This is a genomic window from Brevibacillus sp. HB1.3, from assembly GCF_013186635.1.
GTDB lineage: Bacteria > Bacillota > Bacilli > Brevibacillales > Brevibacillaceae > Brevibacillus > Brevibacillus brevis_D.
On sequence record NZ_JABMIT010000008.1, the window covers coordinates 102,908 to 119,994 of the forward strand.

Genomic DNA, 17,087 nt, shown 5'->3' on the forward strand with positions numbered 1-17,087 from the left:
CTGTTTATAATAAAATCGATATCATCACACTAACGAGCAGACATAAGAGTGAAACGAGATACATTAAACGAATCGTCGCGACAATGTCACTTGCCTGCAATGGTCGTTTCGCATCTCCCATTTTTGCCCGGTTCGATGCAACACCTTGGTAATAATTCAGTCCCCCGAGCTGCACGCCTAATGCGCCAGCGACTCCGGCTTCCGGCAAACCGCTGTTTGGACTCGGATGCAAGTGCGCATCTCTTCTGATCATTGCCCAGCACTGCTTCCCATCCAATCGCTGCAGCCAGCTTGCGACGACAAGCAACAAAGCTGTCAAACGGGCGGGTATGTAGTTTAGTACATCGTCAAAGCGGGCAGACGCCCAGCCGAGATTCAGATACTTCTCGTTTTTATAGCCAACCATGGAATCGAGAGTGTTGGCGGCACGGTACGCCATTGCCAACGGTGCTCCCCCAATCGCTGCGAAAATCAGCGGAGAGACGATCGCATCGACGATGTTTTCCGCCACAGTTTCCACTGCTCCTCGACATACTTCCGGTTCATCTAGTCGCTCTGTATCACGTCCGACTACCATGGACAAGGAGCGTCTCGCCGCTTCCATATCCCCAGCCACAAGATGACGGGCAATCTCCATCCCGGCATCGGCCAAGCCTTTTGTCGCGATCGTCGTAGAAATCAACCAGGCACCCAAGATCCAGGCAAGCACCGGATGGATAAACGTCGCTCCCCACAAAATCAGCCAAACGACAGCGTAGCTACCGCCAACGATCACGACCGGAAACAGAACTCCTGCCAACTTCAAATGCGACTCCTCTTTGACGAGAGAACGTATGACCCGTTCCAATCGTGTAATCCACCAGCCCATGATGATCACTGGATGCGGCAAGCACCGGGGGTCTCCTACCACCCGATCAATCAAGTAGGCCGCGCATAATATCCATACTTCTGTCATGTTGTCCCTCTCTTACTCTTCAGGGGTTGTGCCATCCAACTCTTCTCTTCCGCATCCAAGCATTCCGCTACCAGCACCTCTCCATGCTTCAAGCCCTCGACCTGCCAATATCGGTCAGGATTGTTTTCGAGCCAGGCGGCCTGGAACCAGCGGATCACGCCGCCATGTGTGACGATGACGACTGTATCAGATGTCTCCTCCTTGCCCGCTCTCTCCAACAAGGAGCGAAGCCAACGATCCACGCGCATCCCTAGCTCTTCCAGACCCTCCCCTTGTGGAGGTCGATTTCGAAAAGGATCGTCGTACCACCTCGTGGCCCGCACAGGGTCCGACTGCATTAGCTCATCGTAGGTCATCAGCTCCCACTCACCAAAAGACAGCTCTCTCAAAGCTGGCTCCGAAATAATCGATAGCCCCCAAGCAGCTGCGAGTGGTTCGGCAGTCTGCATGCATCTGAGCAGGTCACTCGAGTAAATCGCAGCGGGTCGCCCGATCAGCACTGGTAATTCCTTGGTCAAATCACTCGCGTGCAGATAACCGCGCTCATTCAAAGGAACGTCGCTATGCCCCAAATATCGATGCTCTCGATTGCTGTCTGTCTCCCCGTGACGTATCCAAACCAGTTTCATAACCACCAGCTCCCGACTAACACCAACAGAACGACCGCTTCACTGCTTTCGATAACAGCCCCGTAGCAGTCTCCGTTTAAACCGCCCAGTTTTTTTGCAACCGAGCGTGAAAACCATAGAGCGAACAACAGCGACAGGAAAATAGCTGTCATGACCTGCAAGCCCCCAAGATACCATCCTGCTGCAAACACGATGATGTAGCTCACGATGATAGAGGAAACGGAAAGCCCGGAACTGATGCCTTTTCCGATTCCTTTGTCCGCCGAAAGATACGGCCAGAGCTTGATCGACAAAAGCACATGCGTCCGCGCTGCCACTGGCGCTACGATCAAAAAGCTGCCCCATCCCGGATGTGCGAGCTCTGCGACCGCACCCGCCTTGATCAGCAACAGCATAATCGCAGCAAGAACGCCCATCGCACCTACGCGGCTGTCCTTCATAATTGCAAGGATTTGCTCTCGCGGCCTGCTGCTGCCAAGACCGTCCGCGAGGTCCATCCACCCATCCATATGAAGACCACCGGTCACGTAGACCCATGCGATCAGCGTTAAAATTGCGGCGATCCATGGACTGAACAACACCAGTCCTGCTTGATGCACACCCCATAGCAATAAACCGATGACCAAACCAACCGCGGGATACCAGTTGACGCTTTTTCTCCACGCCTCCTCAGAAGGACGAAGCCACGGGACCGGAATACGCGTAAAAAACGAGATCGCGTGTAAAAATGCATTCATCCTTTGATCCTCCACGGTATCCCCGACAAAACCGCGTAGACGGCGTCCGCTTGTCGCGCACTTCTCTGATTGACATCGCCCAGAACATCCGCGAACCATCTGCCCAAACAACTCAAGGCTACACCGCCCAATCCGACCTCGCTTGTGACAGCAATGACTTTTTGCGGGGAATTCTGAACGAGGGTCAGCCACGCCTCTGCCTCCTGCAGCAGGGCTTGCGTGTGTGAAGTACTTCTCCATTCCGACTCATCCACGCTCATCAATCGATTACTCACCCAAGTGGACAGACAATCGATCAACACCACATCATACTGCTCACGAAATGCGTGGTAATCCGTTAATCGCTCTCCTATCTCCACACAGCCCCATTCCAGCGGACGACGTGCCTGATGCTGCTCGATTCTCTGCTTCATTTCATCATCCCAAGCCTTGCCTGTCGCCACGTACAGGACTCGACTGCCCAACTTCATCGCGAGCTCTTCCGCGTAGCGGCTTTTTCCTGAACGGACACCACCTGTTACCAGCACCAAGCTCATCGCTGTTCACTTCCTTCCGCATGGACCTCGCGAAGCGCTGCCAAAAGTCGATCATTTTCCTCTCGTCCACGCACCGCGATTCTCACATCATGGGCCGTCAAACCGGGATACATCGCACAGTTGCGGATCAGAACGCCTTTTTTGCCGAGTCGTGCCTGCAATTGCTCGGCTGGCAATCCTTCTGGTGAGCGCAGTAGCAAAAAGTTTGCCTCCCCCGGCCATACCTGCCAGCCCAACTCACTACGGATGGAATCAGTCAAATATGCACGTTCTGTTTTGATAAACCTGCGCGTCTGTTCCTCGTATGCCTGCTCCTGCAAGCACAGTTCGCCTGCCAAAAGGGCTAGGGCATTCACACTCCAGCTCACTTGCTTTTGGCGCATTTTCGCAATGACATCCGGGTGCGCAATCGCATAGCCCAGGCGTAATCCCGGGATCGCGTACATTTTCGTCATCGAGCGCATCAAAATCACACGGGGAAAGTGCTCCAGCTGCGTCGCCAATGTATACTGCCGCTCTTCCTCCACAAAATCGAGGAAAGCCTCGTCCACGATGAGCCACGTATTGGTCTTTTGCGTCCATTCCGCCATTTGGCGCAGCTCATCCGGTTGATACAGGATTCCGGTCGGATTATTAGGTGACCCGACAAATACGAGATCCGTCTGCGTAAAAAGTGTATACAGCTCTTCAGGATCGGGCTTGTACCCGTTCGCTTCCTTCCCGAAGCAGCCGATGACACGAGCTCCATACTGCTCGGAAAGTTGCGCGTATTCCGAAAAGCAAGGATACACCACACCAACTGTTTGTGGGGAAAGACCGAGGATGGCTAGTGCCATTGCCTCCGCGGCACCATTCGCAGGCAGCAGCCATTCCTCCGACAATTGCAGCCGTTTCGCCAGCGCACGACGAAACACACGATGTCCAGGGTCTGGGTAATGCGCTACAGCAGCCAACGAAGCCAGTAGCATCTCACGGACGCTCGCTGGCATCCCCAGCGGATTAATATTGGCACTGTAATCCAGAAACTGCCCGGGTTCCCGACCAAAGCGCTGCGCTGCGGTCAGCAGGTCGCCACCATGACCGTACGTCTCTATTACACCTACGCTTGTCAAAACTCTACCCCCAGCACAGCTGGAATCCCTTCATCGTAGTAATGCTTGATTGGCTTCATCTCTGTCACCAGATCTGCAATGTCTAGGATCTCCTGCTTTGCTGCCCGTCCCGTAATCACGAGGTGGATATGACTTGGTCTGTTTTGAATCGCTTCCAAAACAGCAGACAATGGCAACACATCGTCAATCGGGAAGCGGTCAATCGCCAATGCATTATTCAGCTCATCCAGAATGACGACATCGTACGCTCCGGAAGAGAGCTTTTCGCTCGCAAACGCCCAAGCTTCCTTCAATGCCTCACGATGCTCCTCCGGTGTCTTTGTCCAGGTGAAGCCGACGCCCATTTGCACGATTTCAATGCCCAATTTATCAAAAATAATCTTTTCTCCGTATGTTCGCTCCGGCGACTTGATGAATTGAACCATCAGCACCTTTTTTCCGCGCCCTGTCGCCCGCACAGCCAATCCGACTGCTGCCGTCGTTTTTCCTTTGCCGTCTCCTGTGTAGACGAGGGTCAAGCCCCGCTTCTTATCGTTTTTCTCCATCGTGACCACCTCAAAAAGTGACGTATTTTACTCCGCTGTTCCATCCATACTTTCCGAAGCAATAAAACGGTCATGACCGTTTTGTTGACCGCAAGCGGTCGCATCCACTTTTGTGAAAAACGTCGAGACGTTTTTCACAGAAAAAAAGCGCTCTGTTTCCCCCAGTACGTAAGGAAAAACAAAGCGCGGATAGCTGAAAAGCAACAATCCTCACCTCTTCCTTTGACCCGAAGGAAATCAGTGTAAACATAAAACAGGCAGGTCTCCTGGCTTGAGGATCATCGCTCTTCTTCTCCTTCCCGCTCCCGGATGGGCAGTGGATGGCATGATGCCTTGAAGAATAGCTACTCTCTTACAGTGGCGGGACCGCGTTGGCTTTTCACCAAACTTCCCTTTTAACCTTGCTCCTGCGAATCGGTTTCGCAAAAACAAGGACCTGTTTCTCTTCCATATGTAAATGTCATTCGTTTCGTTGACAAGCACTTGCTATTAATAATAGCAAAAGCTACCGAGGATTCAAGCAAAAGCTGCCGATTCGTCGCAGGTGGCTATTGGCAGAAAATTTAAGATAGTCCCCATTTACTTACTTGAAAATTTTCGTTACCCTATTGGCAAAACTATCGAAAGTGGTGTGCAGTCATGCCATATCCTCCGATTCCAAAAATAACAGACATGGTCCTGCCCAGCCCACTGCCGATCAAAGAATGCGGCGAACCGATGATCCCTCTCTCTTCCCTTTGTGAACAAATCACAGTCTATCCAGCCTACTACCACGAAGGCTATGCCGGAACACAGCCAGAAGCCTTTTTGCGAGAAGGGGCAGCTCGCAAGCTCGCCACGGCAGCCGCGCAACTGCCTGTTGGCTACAAACTCGTCGTACTGGACGGCTGGCGCTCGTTCGAGGTACAGGCATCGTTGTATGAGCGTTTCCGTGAATCCTTGCTTTTACAAGGCTGGCAGGAAGGACCCGCCCTCACGGAAGAATTAAGCAAATTCGTTGCTTATCCAACAACAGACCTCTCCAAACCGTCCCCTCACCTATCCGGCGGAGCAGTCGATCTGACTATCGCAGGGCCTGATGGCTGGCTGGAGATGGGGACAGGCTTCGATGATTTCAGGGAACTGGCTTCCACTCGCTATTATGAAGAGTTGGAAGAGTCTAAGCAAAAAGACATCGAAATTCGAAACAATCGACGACTGCTCTATCATTTGATGACTGCTGCAGGCTTCGTCAACTATCCGAAGGAGTGGTGGCATTTTGAGTATGGTACCCGTACTTGGGGACAAAAAACGCAGCAAGAGCCGATCTATGGCGGGGTTTTGTCGATGTAACCACAAATACTCAAGTATTCAGCCATAAAAGGCATGAGCCCGGTCGATACCGTACTCATGCCCAGATGGCTGCCCACTCCTCAATAATTTCCTGTACCTTTTAGGTCACTGGTATTTCAGAAGAAGCTGCTGAAACCAAAAGGCTTTTGTTGTATTCAGGTGACAATACAATATTTGTATAAGTTCCGCGACCTGACACATAGTGATAGGAATGCTCGATGCCTGCTGGGATAAAAATAGCCGCTGGACTCTCAACAGTCTTCTCTTCTTCACCGAGTTGAACATGACACACCAGCCCAGTGCCATCAGGTGCATCTCCCCAAAAGAGGAAGGCACTGTCACAATGATGCGCATGTCTGTCTACATGCTTTTCAGGAATACCGGACAAATCGCATAGTCCAAATATCCTTTGGATCACATAGAATGAGGCTCGCTCATCAACACGCGAATCCATCATAACCCAGCGTATCCCTGGACCGTCACGATGATACTGCAGCTCTGAAGCACCTTTGGGAAACGGCTTTCCTACCTGTAAGGAAACAGGTAGCTTTGGACTTCCTATTGGAGGACGCTTTTCTTCGAGAAGCCGTGTTCTTCCAATTGTTTCGGGAGGTAATGGCTCATACGCTTTGGAATTTCTCTTTACGGCTTGGACATGGTAAGCCGATGTATGCGTAAAGGCATTTTGTCCGGTGATAGGGCGCAGTTCGTCCGGCCTATACCCTGTCGTCAGACGTATCGCTTGGACAAGCTCGGGAATTCTATCCAAAGAATAGCGATGATCATTTCGCAGCTTTTGCAACGCAACAGTAAGCTGGATCAAGTCAGTAATGCCTGCTCTTTCACCGATCCCTAAAATTGTCGTATCAATGACAGAGGCTCCTGCATCAATAGCCGCCAGCGCATTCGCTTGAGCAAGACCGAAATCATTATGAAGATGAACTTCAATTTCGCATCCAAACTCCTCAATGGCACGAGTTACGATTTTTTTGCATGTATCAGGCTCCCAAATCCCGACAGTATCTGCCAAACTAATGCGATCTGCACCTGCCTGCAAAGCAGCATGACCTAAGCTGGATATCTTTTCCCACTCTGTCCGGGAAGCGTCTTCAATCGTGAATCTAACCTGTAATCCAAGCTTTTTTGCTTCGATAACTGCTTGTTGGACTTTCTCAAGTATATAGCTTTCCTCGTGATGTCTGAATTTGGTTTGGATAGACACATCATTAATGGAAGCCCATATCCCCACCCAGTCTGCTTTGGCGCGCTTTGCAGCATGTACTTCTTCAACAGTAGCTCTCGCATGCATTAGTATTTGCGCTCGTCTTGCCGATTGAGCCACTTTTCGGCAGATTTCTTCATCCAGAGCAGAAATTCCAGGATGGCCCACTTCTATGAGGTTTATTTGATAGCTTTCCAAGAGATGCAGTATGCGAATCTTGTCTTCGCATGTGAAGCGAACGCCTGCTTGCTGCTCTCCTTCTCGCAATGTTGCATCCAAAATTTGAAACGGCTTCATTTCCAGCACATCCTTACGAGTTTACTTACTTTTTCAGGAATTCGTCTGTTTCACGCAAGAGCTGATCACGATTTTTTTCATACAACACCCAATGTGTGGCATCTTTGATAACCACTTCTTCTTTTGCCGATGCATTGGTCAGCTTATGGAAGAGGGACTTATCGGCAAAAAAGTCCAGATCTCCTCGAATGATCAACACTGGCGTCGTAATTTTCGCCGCATCAAAAATGGGTCTGTCCGTCCAGATGTAATACAGATCTACCAAAGGTCCCATTGGACGGCGGATGGACTGTTCAGATTGCTTGCTGCTGTTAGGATCAGCGTTGACGAAGACCTTGGATACAGCCTTCATTGCCTCATCAGAAACCAGATCACGCTTATCTAACATCATGTGCCAATGGTGCATGGCCTTGTCAAACTGGACAACCTGATACGCTGGTAATTGGGGATTAATTTCACCTGGCTTCCCTTTTGCTTCAAATGGAGTTGCCATCAAAGGCAAAGAAAAACCATGCATAACACCATAAAGCACGAGTTTTTCAATATCATCAGAATGTTCAGTCGCGTACATCCCTGCAACAACTCCACCCCATGACCATCCTACGATACTGATTTTATCCACTTGTCGGGTTTTCTTTATGTGCTGGACGACAGCCTCCAGATCTTTTACCGCCTCAGTAGCACGGACGACAGGAGGATTCTTTACAGGGGGTTGATCCATTACAACTGGTCGGGTAGAATGCCCAAACCCTCGGAAGTCCATCGCCCAAGTGTCGTAGCCTTGCTTTGCGTATTCCTCCATCCAGGAGAATCCCGGAACATCGAAAGCTTCGGCAGTAGGTACGCTAAACGGTTCAAGAAACAACACAACCTCTTTGCTGGCGAACTTTTCCTTGTTTTTGGCACTCATATGCCTCACATACAAGGAGACGTTCTGATCGATGCTTGGCACTTTCAGTTCTTCCGTTACGATCTCACTGGTTGATTCCACTACTGATTGAGCTTGTGTTGTACTATTTTGATGGGGGGAATCAGGAGTTGAACACCCTTGAACAAGCAGGCCTAAAGATATGACTAGCATAAGAAAATGATTTTTCATTTGATGATTGAAATTCATAGTTTGGCACTTCTTTCAAAGTAGATTTAGAGGGTCCTAGAAATTGAAGATTCTCGACAGCAACGCAATGCATCCAGCTGCAATGATTAAGCCTGCGGGCAGCCCATTTGACAGTAGCACGGCCAAAAGTGTTCCAATTGTTACGCCTATGAAAACAACCGGTTGATCTGGCAAAATACTTAAGCCTTTTCCCCCGACATAAGAGATGATAAAACCTGCTAAAATGGCTATCGTTGCTTTCCAACTGACCATTTCCTTACCAAGGGAGATGAAATCATGTTTTCCTTTGGCAATCGGAATCAACAAGAATACCATTAGACAAAACAGACCCACATGGAACATTGGTTTTTGGATTGCATCCATGACAGGCACTGCTTTTAACAAAGATAATCCGAGCAGCAAGAGGGAAGCGTAGACGAGAACCAGATCCTTTGCCACTAATGACAAGAGGGCGATTACTAGTAAGATCATGGTGGTATGCAACATTAGGAGTCCTTATAGTAGCGTGTTATCCCAGCTTCCCTCTGCCGGGGCTTCCACCTGTACCATTTGGACGGAAGCTAAATTGACTTTGACTAGATTGGGAGCAACGACTGGCAATAGGTTTGGTCTCTGAATGATTAGTTTGAATGCCTCAAAGCTAGCCAATACGCCGACGATATTCGCTACCGGAGCAAGCACTGCCCATGGAGCCTCTCCTTTTACATAGGCATCTGCCCATTCAGGTAAAGCGCCTTGCGATACGGAATACTTTGCACGCTCGTCTTTGATCTGACTAATTTTTTCACGCATCTCTGGTGTGAGAGGCTGTTTGTAAGAAGGGTGTCTCATGGCGACCTCATAGGGCAAGGAGTCGGGTGTCATGCACATGACTCCTCCACGGAAGGGTGGTGTTACCGCAATCCAGATGGAGGGAATTCCCATATCAGCTGCTGTTCTATGGATGATTACCCGTGCAACCAGATTATCTGTAGCATCTACAATCACATCTGTATCACCCAGCAGATCATGTGCATTTTCTTCGGTAACAAACTCCCTTGTTACCTTTACTTCCAGCTCTGGATTGATATCGTGAAGGATTTCCTTCGCTACTTCCGCCTTGGGAGCGTTGATTTTGCTGACAAAGCTGAGCATTTGGCGATTGAGATTACTTTCCTCAAACGAGTCTTGATCGATGACATGAAGCTTCCCTACACCCATCCGGGCGAGTTGAATCAATGTGATTCCTCCCACGCCGCCTGCACCTACCACCGTTACTCTAGCATTTCGCAGTTTGGCTTGCTCCTCACTCGTAATGATTCCGAAATTGCGGGTAAAACTATTGTTATATAATTGGCTATTTTCTATCAATGACACACGATCATCTCCTTTGTTCTTTCAAAATCGTTATAGTGTTGCATAGTTCCACGTTCCATCAGGGGGAGTTGTCACTTTTACCGGTGTGTCCGTATCTAGATTAATGAGAACTCCTTTGGGTGCACGTGCCAACGGTTCTCTGCCCGTCAAGATTTGCACGGCTTCATGAAAACTGAAAAGCGATATGAGATGAGCGCGAACTGGTGTAATAATCCAACCAGCCTTTCCCTCACAAAAGTCCTCTGCCCATTCCTTTGGAGCTCCTTCTTTGACAGAGTGCCAAGCCCTGGCTTTTTTTATGTCAGCAATCTCTTGGCGTAACGCTTCATTGGTCAACTTTTCCCCTGCTCCTGGGATGTTCAATGCTGTTTCGTACGAAATGCCGTCTGGAAAAAAGGAAGAGACAAATCCTCGGGTTGGGGGGCTCCCTGACATGCCCACGCTTGGTATGCCCAGCTCACGCGCGGTCCGGTGGATGATGACGCGGGAGGGTATATCGTCCACTGCTTCAATCACCAGATCATGCCCTTTCATCAGTTCAAGCACATTGTCTTCATCAACATTTGCTTGGACGCATCGAACAGATATGTATGGGTTAATGGATTGAAGAACTTCTTCAGCCGTCGCCGCTTTTGATTTACCCAATGAATGTACCGTAGCCAGCATCTGACGATTGATGTTAGAAACCTCGAATTCATCAGGATCTACTCCGGTGACATGCCCGATTCCCATGCGGGCGCAAAGAATCGCTTCCATTCCCCCGACCCCACCGAGTCCAAATATGATGACCTTTCCGTCCTTTAGGCGTTTTTGTTCCTCAGTGGTATACACGCCAATATTTTTCTTGACCATTTCCCAATAAAAGGAATTCATTTCCAATTCTTTTTCCTCCTCTTTCCAAATTGAATTGTCCATTTACATTTGACATTATAGAGTTCCAGTTACTAGCAAAAAAATAGCTCGTTATGACTATTAATTGGGTTTTATTTGAAATTTTCATGAACATAGGAGAAAAATTTTTAGCTAGAATAGACAAAATGAAAAGGCTTGAGTCCGGTACAATACCGAACCCAAGCCTTACATTCCCCTAACCTTACTGCATAAAATCCGCCATGATGATCTCCGTATCAAACGGCGTAATCCCTTCCTCCAAGGAAAATACCGTATCTGCCTCTTCTGCTTGATCAGTCAACGTTCCTCTCGCTTGTGCATGAAGCATGAACAACTCATGCAAGGTAGGCTTCACCAACGAGGTGAGCGCTCTTCCCATCAGCTCCACCCCTCCGGCATTGGACTCCACATTGTTGGCAAAACGCGGATCGGAATTCAGGGCAATATCCGTCCAAATCACTTTTCTCTCCATGAGATCCAGAATGACCGGGATACAAATCTGCGTGTTTGCGGCGAGATCAATCTTGTCCTGTACTGTCTGCGGCTCGAAAATTTCTCCTGTCTGTGGCGCCGACCGAATCATCCAGCCTGCGTAGCATTCAGGCAAATCGCAATAAGGATGACTCGTATACGAATACAGGTTCATGACGACGTACCGACCACCATAGCGGATGACAGAATCAATGCCGATGTCGATGAATTCGCACGCACCTTTGGGAGCCTCCACGATATCCCCGCTATGGTACGCTTGATACTTGTCGGAACGCAGATTGGTATAAGAAATATGCTCCATGTACTTCCAGTCTTCGTTATAGAGCACGGCAGACAAATCGATATCGACTCTGCCTGTAGGCACATCGTTGACGATTCCTTCCTTCCACCACAGGAAAAAGCGAATCGTTTCTCCATCCGGGATCGCTAGTCGGGAGCCGCGTGCAATCGTGCGCAATGCCTTGCTGGCGGATCGCATCGAAAACGGAACGAGATGCTCCTGTAGCTGTGGATCGATATAGACGTTGCCCAGCGACGGCAATTGGGCAAAACGGTTCAACAACGCTGTCCGGCAAATATCCGCTGCCTTCTGTCTGATGTCCTCTTGCAAGCCTGGCACTCGGTTTTCGATTGCCTGTACTTTCGCCACTTGCCCTTTCGGAAAAAAGGTCCGCCATTCCCCGTAGCTGTCCCGTTTGTCGAAGTGATTCATGACTTGCAAAAGAACTGGAGTCGATACACCATCTGCAATTTTATCGAAGGCAGTAAGGACTGGACTCCCCTGCTCCGTCAAACGCAACAAATGATCCAGCCGACGGGCAAATTCCCCTGGGCGCTGTTCGAGCAGCTTGATCGCCGTATTCACATCCGCACGGACCAGCGCCTGCTCTACTTGGCTATTGAACGTCTCGATCTTGTGATTGTTGCGCAAAATATCGAATGCTTCTGCTGCTTTCGGATAGCGATCCTTATATTCAAATGGATGCAAGATTTCCCCAAGACGAATCCATCTGTTTTTGTAACGATTCATGTCTTCTACGATATTCGAGCTGGCTTCCAGCAGGCTAAGGAGCAGTCTTCTTTCCCCGCGTTTGAACTTGCGAAATTTTGCAGGCTCTGCCAAGCTCACATCCCCGTCAGACAGCGCCACCGCCAGACGCAGTACATCTGTTGCGGTCTTGAAATAATTAGAAAAGAAGGTTGCAGGAAGCTTGTCATACTTGAGCAGCAGGCTAGCAGCGATCGCCACGTTTTCCTTTTGAGGAATTTCTGCTGGCAGAGCTTCTGAAACCCTTTCATAAGCCTGAATCAAGCCCTCCAAGTCTTCCTTGTCAGTAGCGGACAGCGAGCTATTGGCGCGCAGCAAGTTCATTCCTATCTGAAGCAGCTCTTCATCTGTGCCCAAATGAATTAGCTTCAGGCGAGATTCTCTTAGCAAAGGCAAACGTTTTTTCACTTCGTGCACAGGAAGGTCCAATGTCAAATAATGAATGATCGCATTTACAAACAGCTCACCCTCGCTAGCCTCCATGACTTGCTTAGGAAAATTCGGATACATCGGCTTGTACTGGCGGGATGCCCCGATCTTTACTTTTAGCACAGCTACCACATCCGAATAGAGCGCAAAAAACTCTCCTTCCGACAGCGTCCGGATTCTTTCTAGCAATTCCAGTGAAAAGGTATAGCCCAAGCTCTCTATGTTGCGCAAAGCCGCAGCTAAATAAGAGGTAGGCAGTTCATGCTGCCCCTGATGTACGATGACTTTATTTTTACGACGAAGGTAGATTTGATTTTTCATTGGCATCACGAAAAAAATCAGGAACCCTTTCGCTTAGAAGAAAGGTGTACAATAGCCTGATTTTTTATTCCTTTTTGTAATTTTTATCCATCTTACTTCAATTCTCCCTGATGGTAAAGCTCTCCCTCAGGAACGAGACATAAATCCGTCCCCAGTCCTAATTCGATTTCATTCCGCTGCCCGTTATTCCGCATTCTTCATCCCTGTAAAGTGAGTAGCAGAGTACCAAAACTTTACTGGAGGGAGAACTCGATTCATGAAGCAATCTGTTATGAAAAGTCATACAGCACCCCCTTTCTTTCAAGGGGAGAAATGGTTAGTGTATACCGGCTTGCTCGGCTTCTTACTCGCTGCCATATGCGCAATCTGGGTTATGCTGTACGGGGGACCCGTCGCTCCTAATGGCGATGTTTCGAAGGCGTTTTCCTTTAATGCCGCACTCGGAATATTTTTATTAACGACAGCCGCAATCATTCCGTTATCTGCACTGGGCACGCGAAGTAGAGCTTGCTTTCGCTGGTCTTATATCCTGCTTGCTCTCTATTCTTACGGAGCTGAAACCGTGCAAAACTTCCGCGGCGTGGACCCGAGGTTCGTCAAAAATGGCACACCCTTCGACGTCGCTGTTGGTTCCATTTTTACTTTTGTAGCTCTTCTCCTGGTCCTCTTTTATGTATTCATTGCCATTCAGTTTTTCCGCAGAAAAGCATATTCCCTACACCCAGAGCTGGCCGTTGGCATCCGCTATGCAATGATTGCGATTATACTCTCGTTTGCGGCTGGCCTCTGGATTTCATTCAACCATGGTCGAGTGGTCGGAGAGGCAGGGAATATCATTTGGCTCCACGGTATTGGTTTTCATGCTCTGCAAGCAGTACCTTTTGTCGCTTGGTTAGCGGAACGTAAAAAGCATGTGCCCACTGCTCGTACTGGATTCATCCATCTCACAGGTATCGCCTACTTGCTCGGTTTAGCTGCAATCGGCTGGCAAACCTATCTCGGTCGCGCTGTTTTGGAAATGTCCGCATTTCCGATTATCGCCGCCTGTTGTTTCTTGGTTTCCTTTATTCCAATCGTTTTCTTCCTTCTCCAAAAGAAAGATGCAAAAAAGCTCCACTACACTTCTGATATTCCGAACTAATTGATTCTCCTTATCATTCGTGATACTTTGTTACCAGTACCTGACATACGGTATCAGAAACGAGGAGATTGATCTATGACAGCACGTATTGGACTTCCTGCACCTGATTTTACGATGGACACCGTGACATTTGACAACGGATTTCCTCTGCCAAAGAGCTTGGTAGACTATCGTGGAAAATGGCTTCTTTTGTTCTTTTATCCGTTTGACTTTTCGAAAGTATGCCCGACCGAAATCCTCAGCCTCAATCGCCGGATCAAGGAGTTCACGGATTTAAATGTCGAGGTGCTGGGCATTAGCGGCGACAGCATACATACACACAAAGCATGGATGAGAGCGAGTGAAGGCATCGGTCCACTCTCCTTCCCTCTCGCTTCGGATTACAGCAAAGAAGCGACCATGGCATACGGTGTGCTGGACGAAGCAACCAAAGCTCCGCTGCGCGGCAGCTTCATCATCGATCCAGAAGGCATCCTGCAATACGCAGTGATCTCCAACTCCAAGGTCGGCAGAAGCGTAGACGAGACGCTCCGTGTGATCGAAGCTCTGCAATCAGGCGGATTGTGCCCAATGGACTGGAAGCCTGGGCAAAACACGATTTCCTAATCGATAGACATAAACAAAGGCCGCATGATCACTTGCACAGGATCATACGGCCTTTTTCATTTTAATAATAGGCATAAAAAAATCAGGAAAGCAGTACCCCTAATCTCAGTTGGGTTAGAAGGAAGGTGTACTATAGCCTGATTTGTTCACCATACCATTATTTATCTTCTTTGTAAATACTTATCTAGACGCGGCCGGGTACGGAAACAAGTCAACCACACGCACGGTCTCCCCGCTTTCGTTGGTAAACACGACATGCTCTCTCCGAAGCTCGGTCGGACTCTCCAAGCCACATGCTGCCGCCAGCGAGAACAAGCCTTCCCTCAACTGTAAAATATAGTTCATGACCCGCCACTGCTTTTCTGCTGGAACCAGCGCCTCCTGGTATTTAGAATCCGTCGTAGTGACTCCTGTCGGACATTTACCTGTATGGCATTGCATCGCCATGATGCAGCCAGTTGCAATCATGAAGCCTCGCGCGGAGTTGACGCAATCCGCTCCCAATGCCATGGCGATCGCTACTTTGTCAGGGGTAACCAGCTTGCCGGAAGCAAAAATCCTGATGCGATCCCGTACGCCGAATTTCCGCATCGTATCATCGAGAATGATGAGCGCGGCGAACAGCGGCAAGCCCATGCCATCTGCCATTGCCTTGAACATTGCGCCTGAACCGCCCTCAGAGCCGTCAACCGTCATAAAATCCGGGTAAATGGACAGCTCCAGCATTTTCTCAAAAAAATGCTCCAACCGCTTCGGATCGCCGACGACGATTTTTACTCCCACCGGCTTGCCTCCCGCCTCCTGCAAACTACCGATGAAACGCAAGGCTTCATCCGGATTGCTGAGGAACTCGAAGCGGTTCGGTGAATTGACTGTTTGTCCCACAGGTACCAGCCTTGCTGCCGCGACTTTTTCTGTGACCTTGGCGCCCTCGAGATGCCCTCCGCGTATTTTGGCCCCTTGATGAAATTTCAGTTCGAAAGCTTTGATGTTCGGGATGCTTGCCTTTTTCTTGAATTCTTCGATGGAAAACTTGCCCTTGTCATCACGGAAGCCAAACATCCCAGGCCCGATTTGCGAAATAATATCTACACCTGTAGAGAGGTGAACTTCTGCAACGCCACCCTCTCCTGTATTGATCCAAGAGCCCCCTGCCATACGTGCCCCATACCCAGCGGACATGATATAGTTTTCTCCCACTGCCCCAAAGGAGGTAGCTGAGGCACCGAACATCCCTTTTAGCCGCCAGGGCTGCCTTCTGTTTTCGCCCACGACAATGACATCCTCGTCATGCAGCATCCACGGCTTAACCTCTAGTTCCTCGATAAGCTTTTCTCTTCTTGTAAACAGTCCCTCATGGGTAATCTCATACTTTTTTCCAGGAACCACTTTCTCGTTATCTACCCGCAACTCACTCGTCAGCCTCGGGAACATCGCATTGGACAAATAAAATCCGGGCTCCTCGTAATCGCGTTTTCCACCAAACGAGATCAGGTCGGTCCTATATTTGGCCGCATAAACCATACCGACAAAGTCAGAACGGGAGAACGGCTTCCCTTCTGTATCCGATTCAAACCAATACTGGCGAAACTCAGGCCCGAGCTTTTCCAGCAAATAACGCATCCACCCCAAAAAAGGATGGGAACGAATAATGGAGTGCTTCGGTTGCTTAGACAAGGCGTACATATAACCGAAAAATACAATGGGTGGCAGAAGAAGGATGATGATAATGACGCATAACAGAGTAGGTACCACTTGTGCTTATCCTCCCCAAACACAATATTCTAGTAAATCATGTCAAGGATAGGATGCAACAAGTTCTCTGTTTTTAATCGTATTTCTCATCATCCTCCCGAATTAGTCCATCTACGATTAATTCCAGCTCCGTTTCAAAATTCAGCATGATCTCTACAGGCAGCTGCTCTGCAACCTCTGCCATGTCTGGAAGAAGCAGTGCATCCTCTACCGTATCAGGCTTCATCTCCAACTGATCGTACCACTCGCGAATGCAATCTATCATACGGTAAAACGAAGCCTCAAACTGATTCGCGTCGTCCTCCGCGTCGTCTTCGTGGCTCTTTTTCATCCGATCCCAATATTCCAGCGTCGTACGCAGTGCTTTTTCTATGTTTGTATCCATTTATCGTCTCTCCTTTTCGTCTCTACCATTTAGTATGACCGCTTCGATTGTACAATGCCACCTCAGGTGTAAACCTCTCAATCCTTCCATTTTTTCATAATCGTTGCGTTTTTTGACACGTTTTATAGCCCGGTTGAGTCATACGAAAATGAAAAGAGGCTGTTATCCTAAATGTAGCTAG

Annotated in this window: 18 protein-coding genes and 1 riboswitch; of the genes, 3 read left to right on the top strand and 15 right to left on the bottom strand. The window is 49.0% G+C overall.

All coding sequences use genetic code 11. The annotated features are described in order from the left end of the window. Window positions 1-4 precede the first annotated feature (4 nt). The 7 genes from cbiB to HPY31_RS19050 are packed head-to-tail and all read right to left on the bottom strand — an operon-like array spanning window position 5 to window position 4,718. A complete protein-coding gene (cbiB, locus tag HPY31_RS19020) occupies window positions 5-955 on the bottom strand; it encodes an adenosylcobinamide-phosphate synthase CbiB (protein ID WP_172141997.1) in 951 nt (316 codons plus the stop codon). After that, window positions 952-1,584 (bottom strand): histidine phosphatase family protein, encoded by a 633-nt coding sequence (locus tag HPY31_RS19025; protein ID WP_172141998.1) that lies wholly within the window; start codon window positions 1,582-1,584, stop codon window positions 952-954. Before HPY31_RS19025 ends, cbiB begins: the two co-directional genes overlap by 4 nt. Next, the gene (cobS, locus tag HPY31_RS19030) at window positions 1,581-2,321 is read right to left on the bottom strand and encodes an adenosylcobinamide-GDP ribazoletransferase (RefSeq protein ID WP_012684970.1); all 741 of its coding nucleotides are present in this window, start codon (window positions 2,319-2,321) and stop codon (window positions 1,581-1,583) included. The genes HPY31_RS19025 and cobS overlap by 4 nt, the downstream gene beginning before the upstream one ends. Then, window positions 2,318-2,857: a bifunctional adenosylcobinamide kinase/adenosylcobinamide-phosphate guanylyltransferase gene (cobU, locus tag HPY31_RS19035; RefSeq protein WP_172141999.1), complete on the bottom strand. Its 540-nt coding sequence runs from the start codon at window positions 2,855-2,857 to the stop codon at window positions 2,318-2,320. The genes cobS and cobU overlap by 4 nt, the downstream gene beginning before the upstream one ends. Then, window positions 2,854-3,969 (bottom strand): threonine-phosphate decarboxylase CobD, encoded by a 1,116-nt coding sequence (cobD, locus tag HPY31_RS19040; protein ID WP_172142000.1) that lies wholly within the window; start codon window positions 3,967-3,969, stop codon window positions 2,854-2,856. The genes cobU and cobD overlap by 4 nt, the downstream gene beginning before the upstream one ends. Beyond that, the gene (cobO, locus tag HPY31_RS19045; protein ID WP_012684967.1) at window positions 3,966-4,514 is read right to left on the bottom strand and encodes a cob(I)yrinic acid a,c-diamide adenosyltransferase; all 549 of its coding nucleotides are present in this window, start codon (window positions 4,512-4,514) and stop codon (window positions 3,966-3,968) included. Before cobO ends, cobD begins: the two co-directional genes overlap by 4 nt. Before the next feature lie 27 nt (window positions 4,515-4,541). Next, a complete protein-coding gene (locus HPY31_RS19050) occupies window positions 4,542-4,718 on the bottom strand; it encodes a hypothetical protein (protein ID WP_253901871.1) in 177 nt (58 codons plus the stop codon). A gap of 35 nt (window positions 4,719-4,753) precedes the next feature. Beyond that, a riboswitch (cobalamin riboswitch) is annotated at window positions 4,754-4,969 on the bottom strand. 184 nt (window positions 4,970-5,153) lie between these two features. Here HPY31_RS19050 and HPY31_RS19055 point away from each other — a divergent pair. Beyond that, the gene (locus HPY31_RS19055; protein WP_172142002.1) at window positions 5,154-5,846 is read left to right on the top strand and encodes a M15 family metallopeptidase; all 693 of its coding nucleotides are present in this window, start codon (window positions 5,154-5,156) and stop codon (window positions 5,844-5,846) included. Between the two features lie 100 nt (window positions 5,847-5,946). Here HPY31_RS19055 and HPY31_RS19060 read toward each other — a convergent pair whose 3' ends face one another. From HPY31_RS19060 to HPY31_RS19085, 6 genes are all read right to left on the bottom strand, one after another. Continuing rightward, entirely contained in the window at window positions 5,947-7,365 is a 1,419-nt protein-coding gene (locus HPY31_RS19060; RefSeq protein ID WP_172142003.1) for a LeuA family protein, read from the bottom strand. A gap of 25 nt (window positions 7,366-7,390) precedes the next feature. Then, window positions 7,391-8,482: an alpha/beta hydrolase gene (locus tag HPY31_RS19065; RefSeq protein ID WP_172142004.1), complete on the bottom strand. Its 1,092-nt coding sequence runs from the start codon at window positions 8,480-8,482 to the stop codon at window positions 7,391-7,393. Window positions 8,483-8,518: 36 nt separating this feature from the next. Further along, the gene (locus HPY31_RS19070; protein WP_253901872.1) at window positions 8,519-8,953 is read right to left on the bottom strand and encodes a DUF441 domain-containing protein; all 435 of its coding nucleotides are present in this window, start codon (window positions 8,951-8,953) and stop codon (window positions 8,519-8,521) included. Window positions 8,954-8,977: 24 nt separating this feature from the next. Then, window positions 8,978-9,838 (bottom strand): HesA/MoeB/ThiF family protein, encoded by an 861-nt coding sequence (locus HPY31_RS19075; protein ID WP_172142006.1) that lies wholly within the window; start codon window positions 9,836-9,838, stop codon window positions 8,978-8,980. Between the two features lie 30 nt (window positions 9,839-9,868). Beyond that, entirely contained in the window at window positions 9,869-10,717 is an 849-nt protein-coding gene (locus HPY31_RS19080; protein ID WP_172142007.1) for a HesA/MoeB/ThiF family protein, read from the bottom strand. Window positions 10,718-10,931: 214 nt separating this feature from the next. Beyond that, window positions 10,932-13,019, bottom strand: coding sequence for a TerD family protein (locus HPY31_RS19085; RefSeq protein WP_172142008.1), 2,088 nt, complete (start codon window positions 13,017-13,019; stop codon window positions 10,932-10,934). Between the two features lie 256 nt (window positions 13,020-13,275). Between HPY31_RS19085 and HPY31_RS19090 the strand changes: the two genes are divergently transcribed. Both HPY31_RS19090 and HPY31_RS19095 read left to right on the top strand, forming a co-directional pair. After that, on the top strand, window positions 13,276-14,160 hold the full coding sequence (locus tag HPY31_RS19090) for a hypothetical protein (protein WP_172142009.1): 885 nt from the start codon (window positions 13,276-13,278) through the stop codon (window positions 14,158-14,160). Between the two features lie 75 nt (window positions 14,161-14,235). Then, entirely contained in the window at window positions 14,236-14,766 is a 531-nt protein-coding gene (locus tag HPY31_RS19095) for a peroxiredoxin (protein ID WP_012684957.1), read from the top strand. A gap of 180 nt (window positions 14,767-14,946) precedes the next feature. Here the strand turns inward: HPY31_RS19095 and HPY31_RS19100 are convergent, their stop codons facing one another. Both HPY31_RS19100 and HPY31_RS19105 read right to left on the bottom strand, forming a co-directional pair. Further along, window positions 14,947-16,521 carry an FMN-binding glutamate synthase family protein gene (locus tag HPY31_RS19100; protein WP_016741749.1) on the bottom strand — a complete coding sequence of 525 codons (1,575 nt, stop codon included), beginning with the start codon at window positions 16,519-16,521 and terminating at the stop codon, window positions 14,947-14,949. A 73-nt stretch (window positions 16,522-16,594) separates the two neighbouring features. Further along, window positions 16,595-16,906, bottom strand: a complete 312-nt coding sequence (locus tag HPY31_RS19105; protein ID WP_172142010.1) for a hypothetical protein — start codon at window positions 16,904-16,906, stop codon at window positions 16,595-16,597. Between the last annotated feature and the right edge of the window lie 181 nt (window positions 16,907-17,087).

Excerpts from the sequence above, each read along its gene's own strand:
- cbiB (WP_172141997.1), bottom strand. The coding sequence starts at position 955 with ATGACAGAAGTATGGATATTATGCGCGGCCTACTTGATTGATCGGGTG.
- HPY31_RS19025 (WP_172141998.1), bottom strand. The coding sequence starts at position 1,584 with ATGAAACTGGTTTGGATACGTCACGGGGAGACAGACAGCAATCGAGAG.
- cobS (WP_012684970.1), bottom strand. The coding sequence starts at position 2,321 with ATGAATGCATTTTTACACGCGATCTCGTTTTTTACGCGTATTCCGGTC.
- cobU (WP_172141999.1), bottom strand. The coding sequence starts at position 2,857 with ATGAGCTTGGTGCTGGTAACAGGTGGTGTCCGTTCAGGAAAAAGCCGC.
- cobO (WP_012684967.1), bottom strand. The coding sequence starts at position 4,514 with ATGGAGAAAAACGATAAGAAGCGGGGCTTGACCCTCGTCTACACAGGA.
- HPY31_RS19055 (WP_172142002.1), top strand. The coding sequence starts at position 5,154 with ATGCCATATCCTCCGATTCCAAAAATAACAGACATGGTCCTGCCCAGC.
- HPY31_RS19060 (WP_172142003.1), bottom strand. The coding sequence starts at position 7,365 with ATGAAGCCGTTTCAAATTTTGGATGCAACATTGCGAGAAGGAGAGCAG.
- HPY31_RS19065 (WP_172142004.1), bottom strand. The coding sequence starts at position 8,482 with ATGAATTTCAATCATCAAATGAAAAATCATTTTCTTATGCTAGTCATA.
- HPY31_RS19070 (WP_253901872.1), bottom strand. The coding sequence starts at position 8,953 with ATGATCTTACTAGTAATCGCCCTCTTGTCATTAGTGGCAAAGGATCTG.
- HPY31_RS19085 (WP_172142008.1), bottom strand. The coding sequence starts at position 13,019 with ATGAAAAATCAAATCTACCTTCGTCGTAAAAATAAAGTCATCGTACAT.
- HPY31_RS19090 (WP_172142009.1), top strand. The coding sequence starts at position 13,276 with ATGAAGCAATCTGTTATGAAAAGTCATACAGCACCCCCTTTCTTTCAA.
- HPY31_RS19095 (WP_012684957.1), top strand. The coding sequence starts at position 14,236 with ATGACAGCACGTATTGGACTTCCTGCACCTGATTTTACGATGGACACC.
- HPY31_RS19105 (WP_172142010.1), bottom strand. The coding sequence starts at position 16,906 with ATGGATACAAACATAGAAAAAGCACTGCGTACGACGCTGGAATATTGG.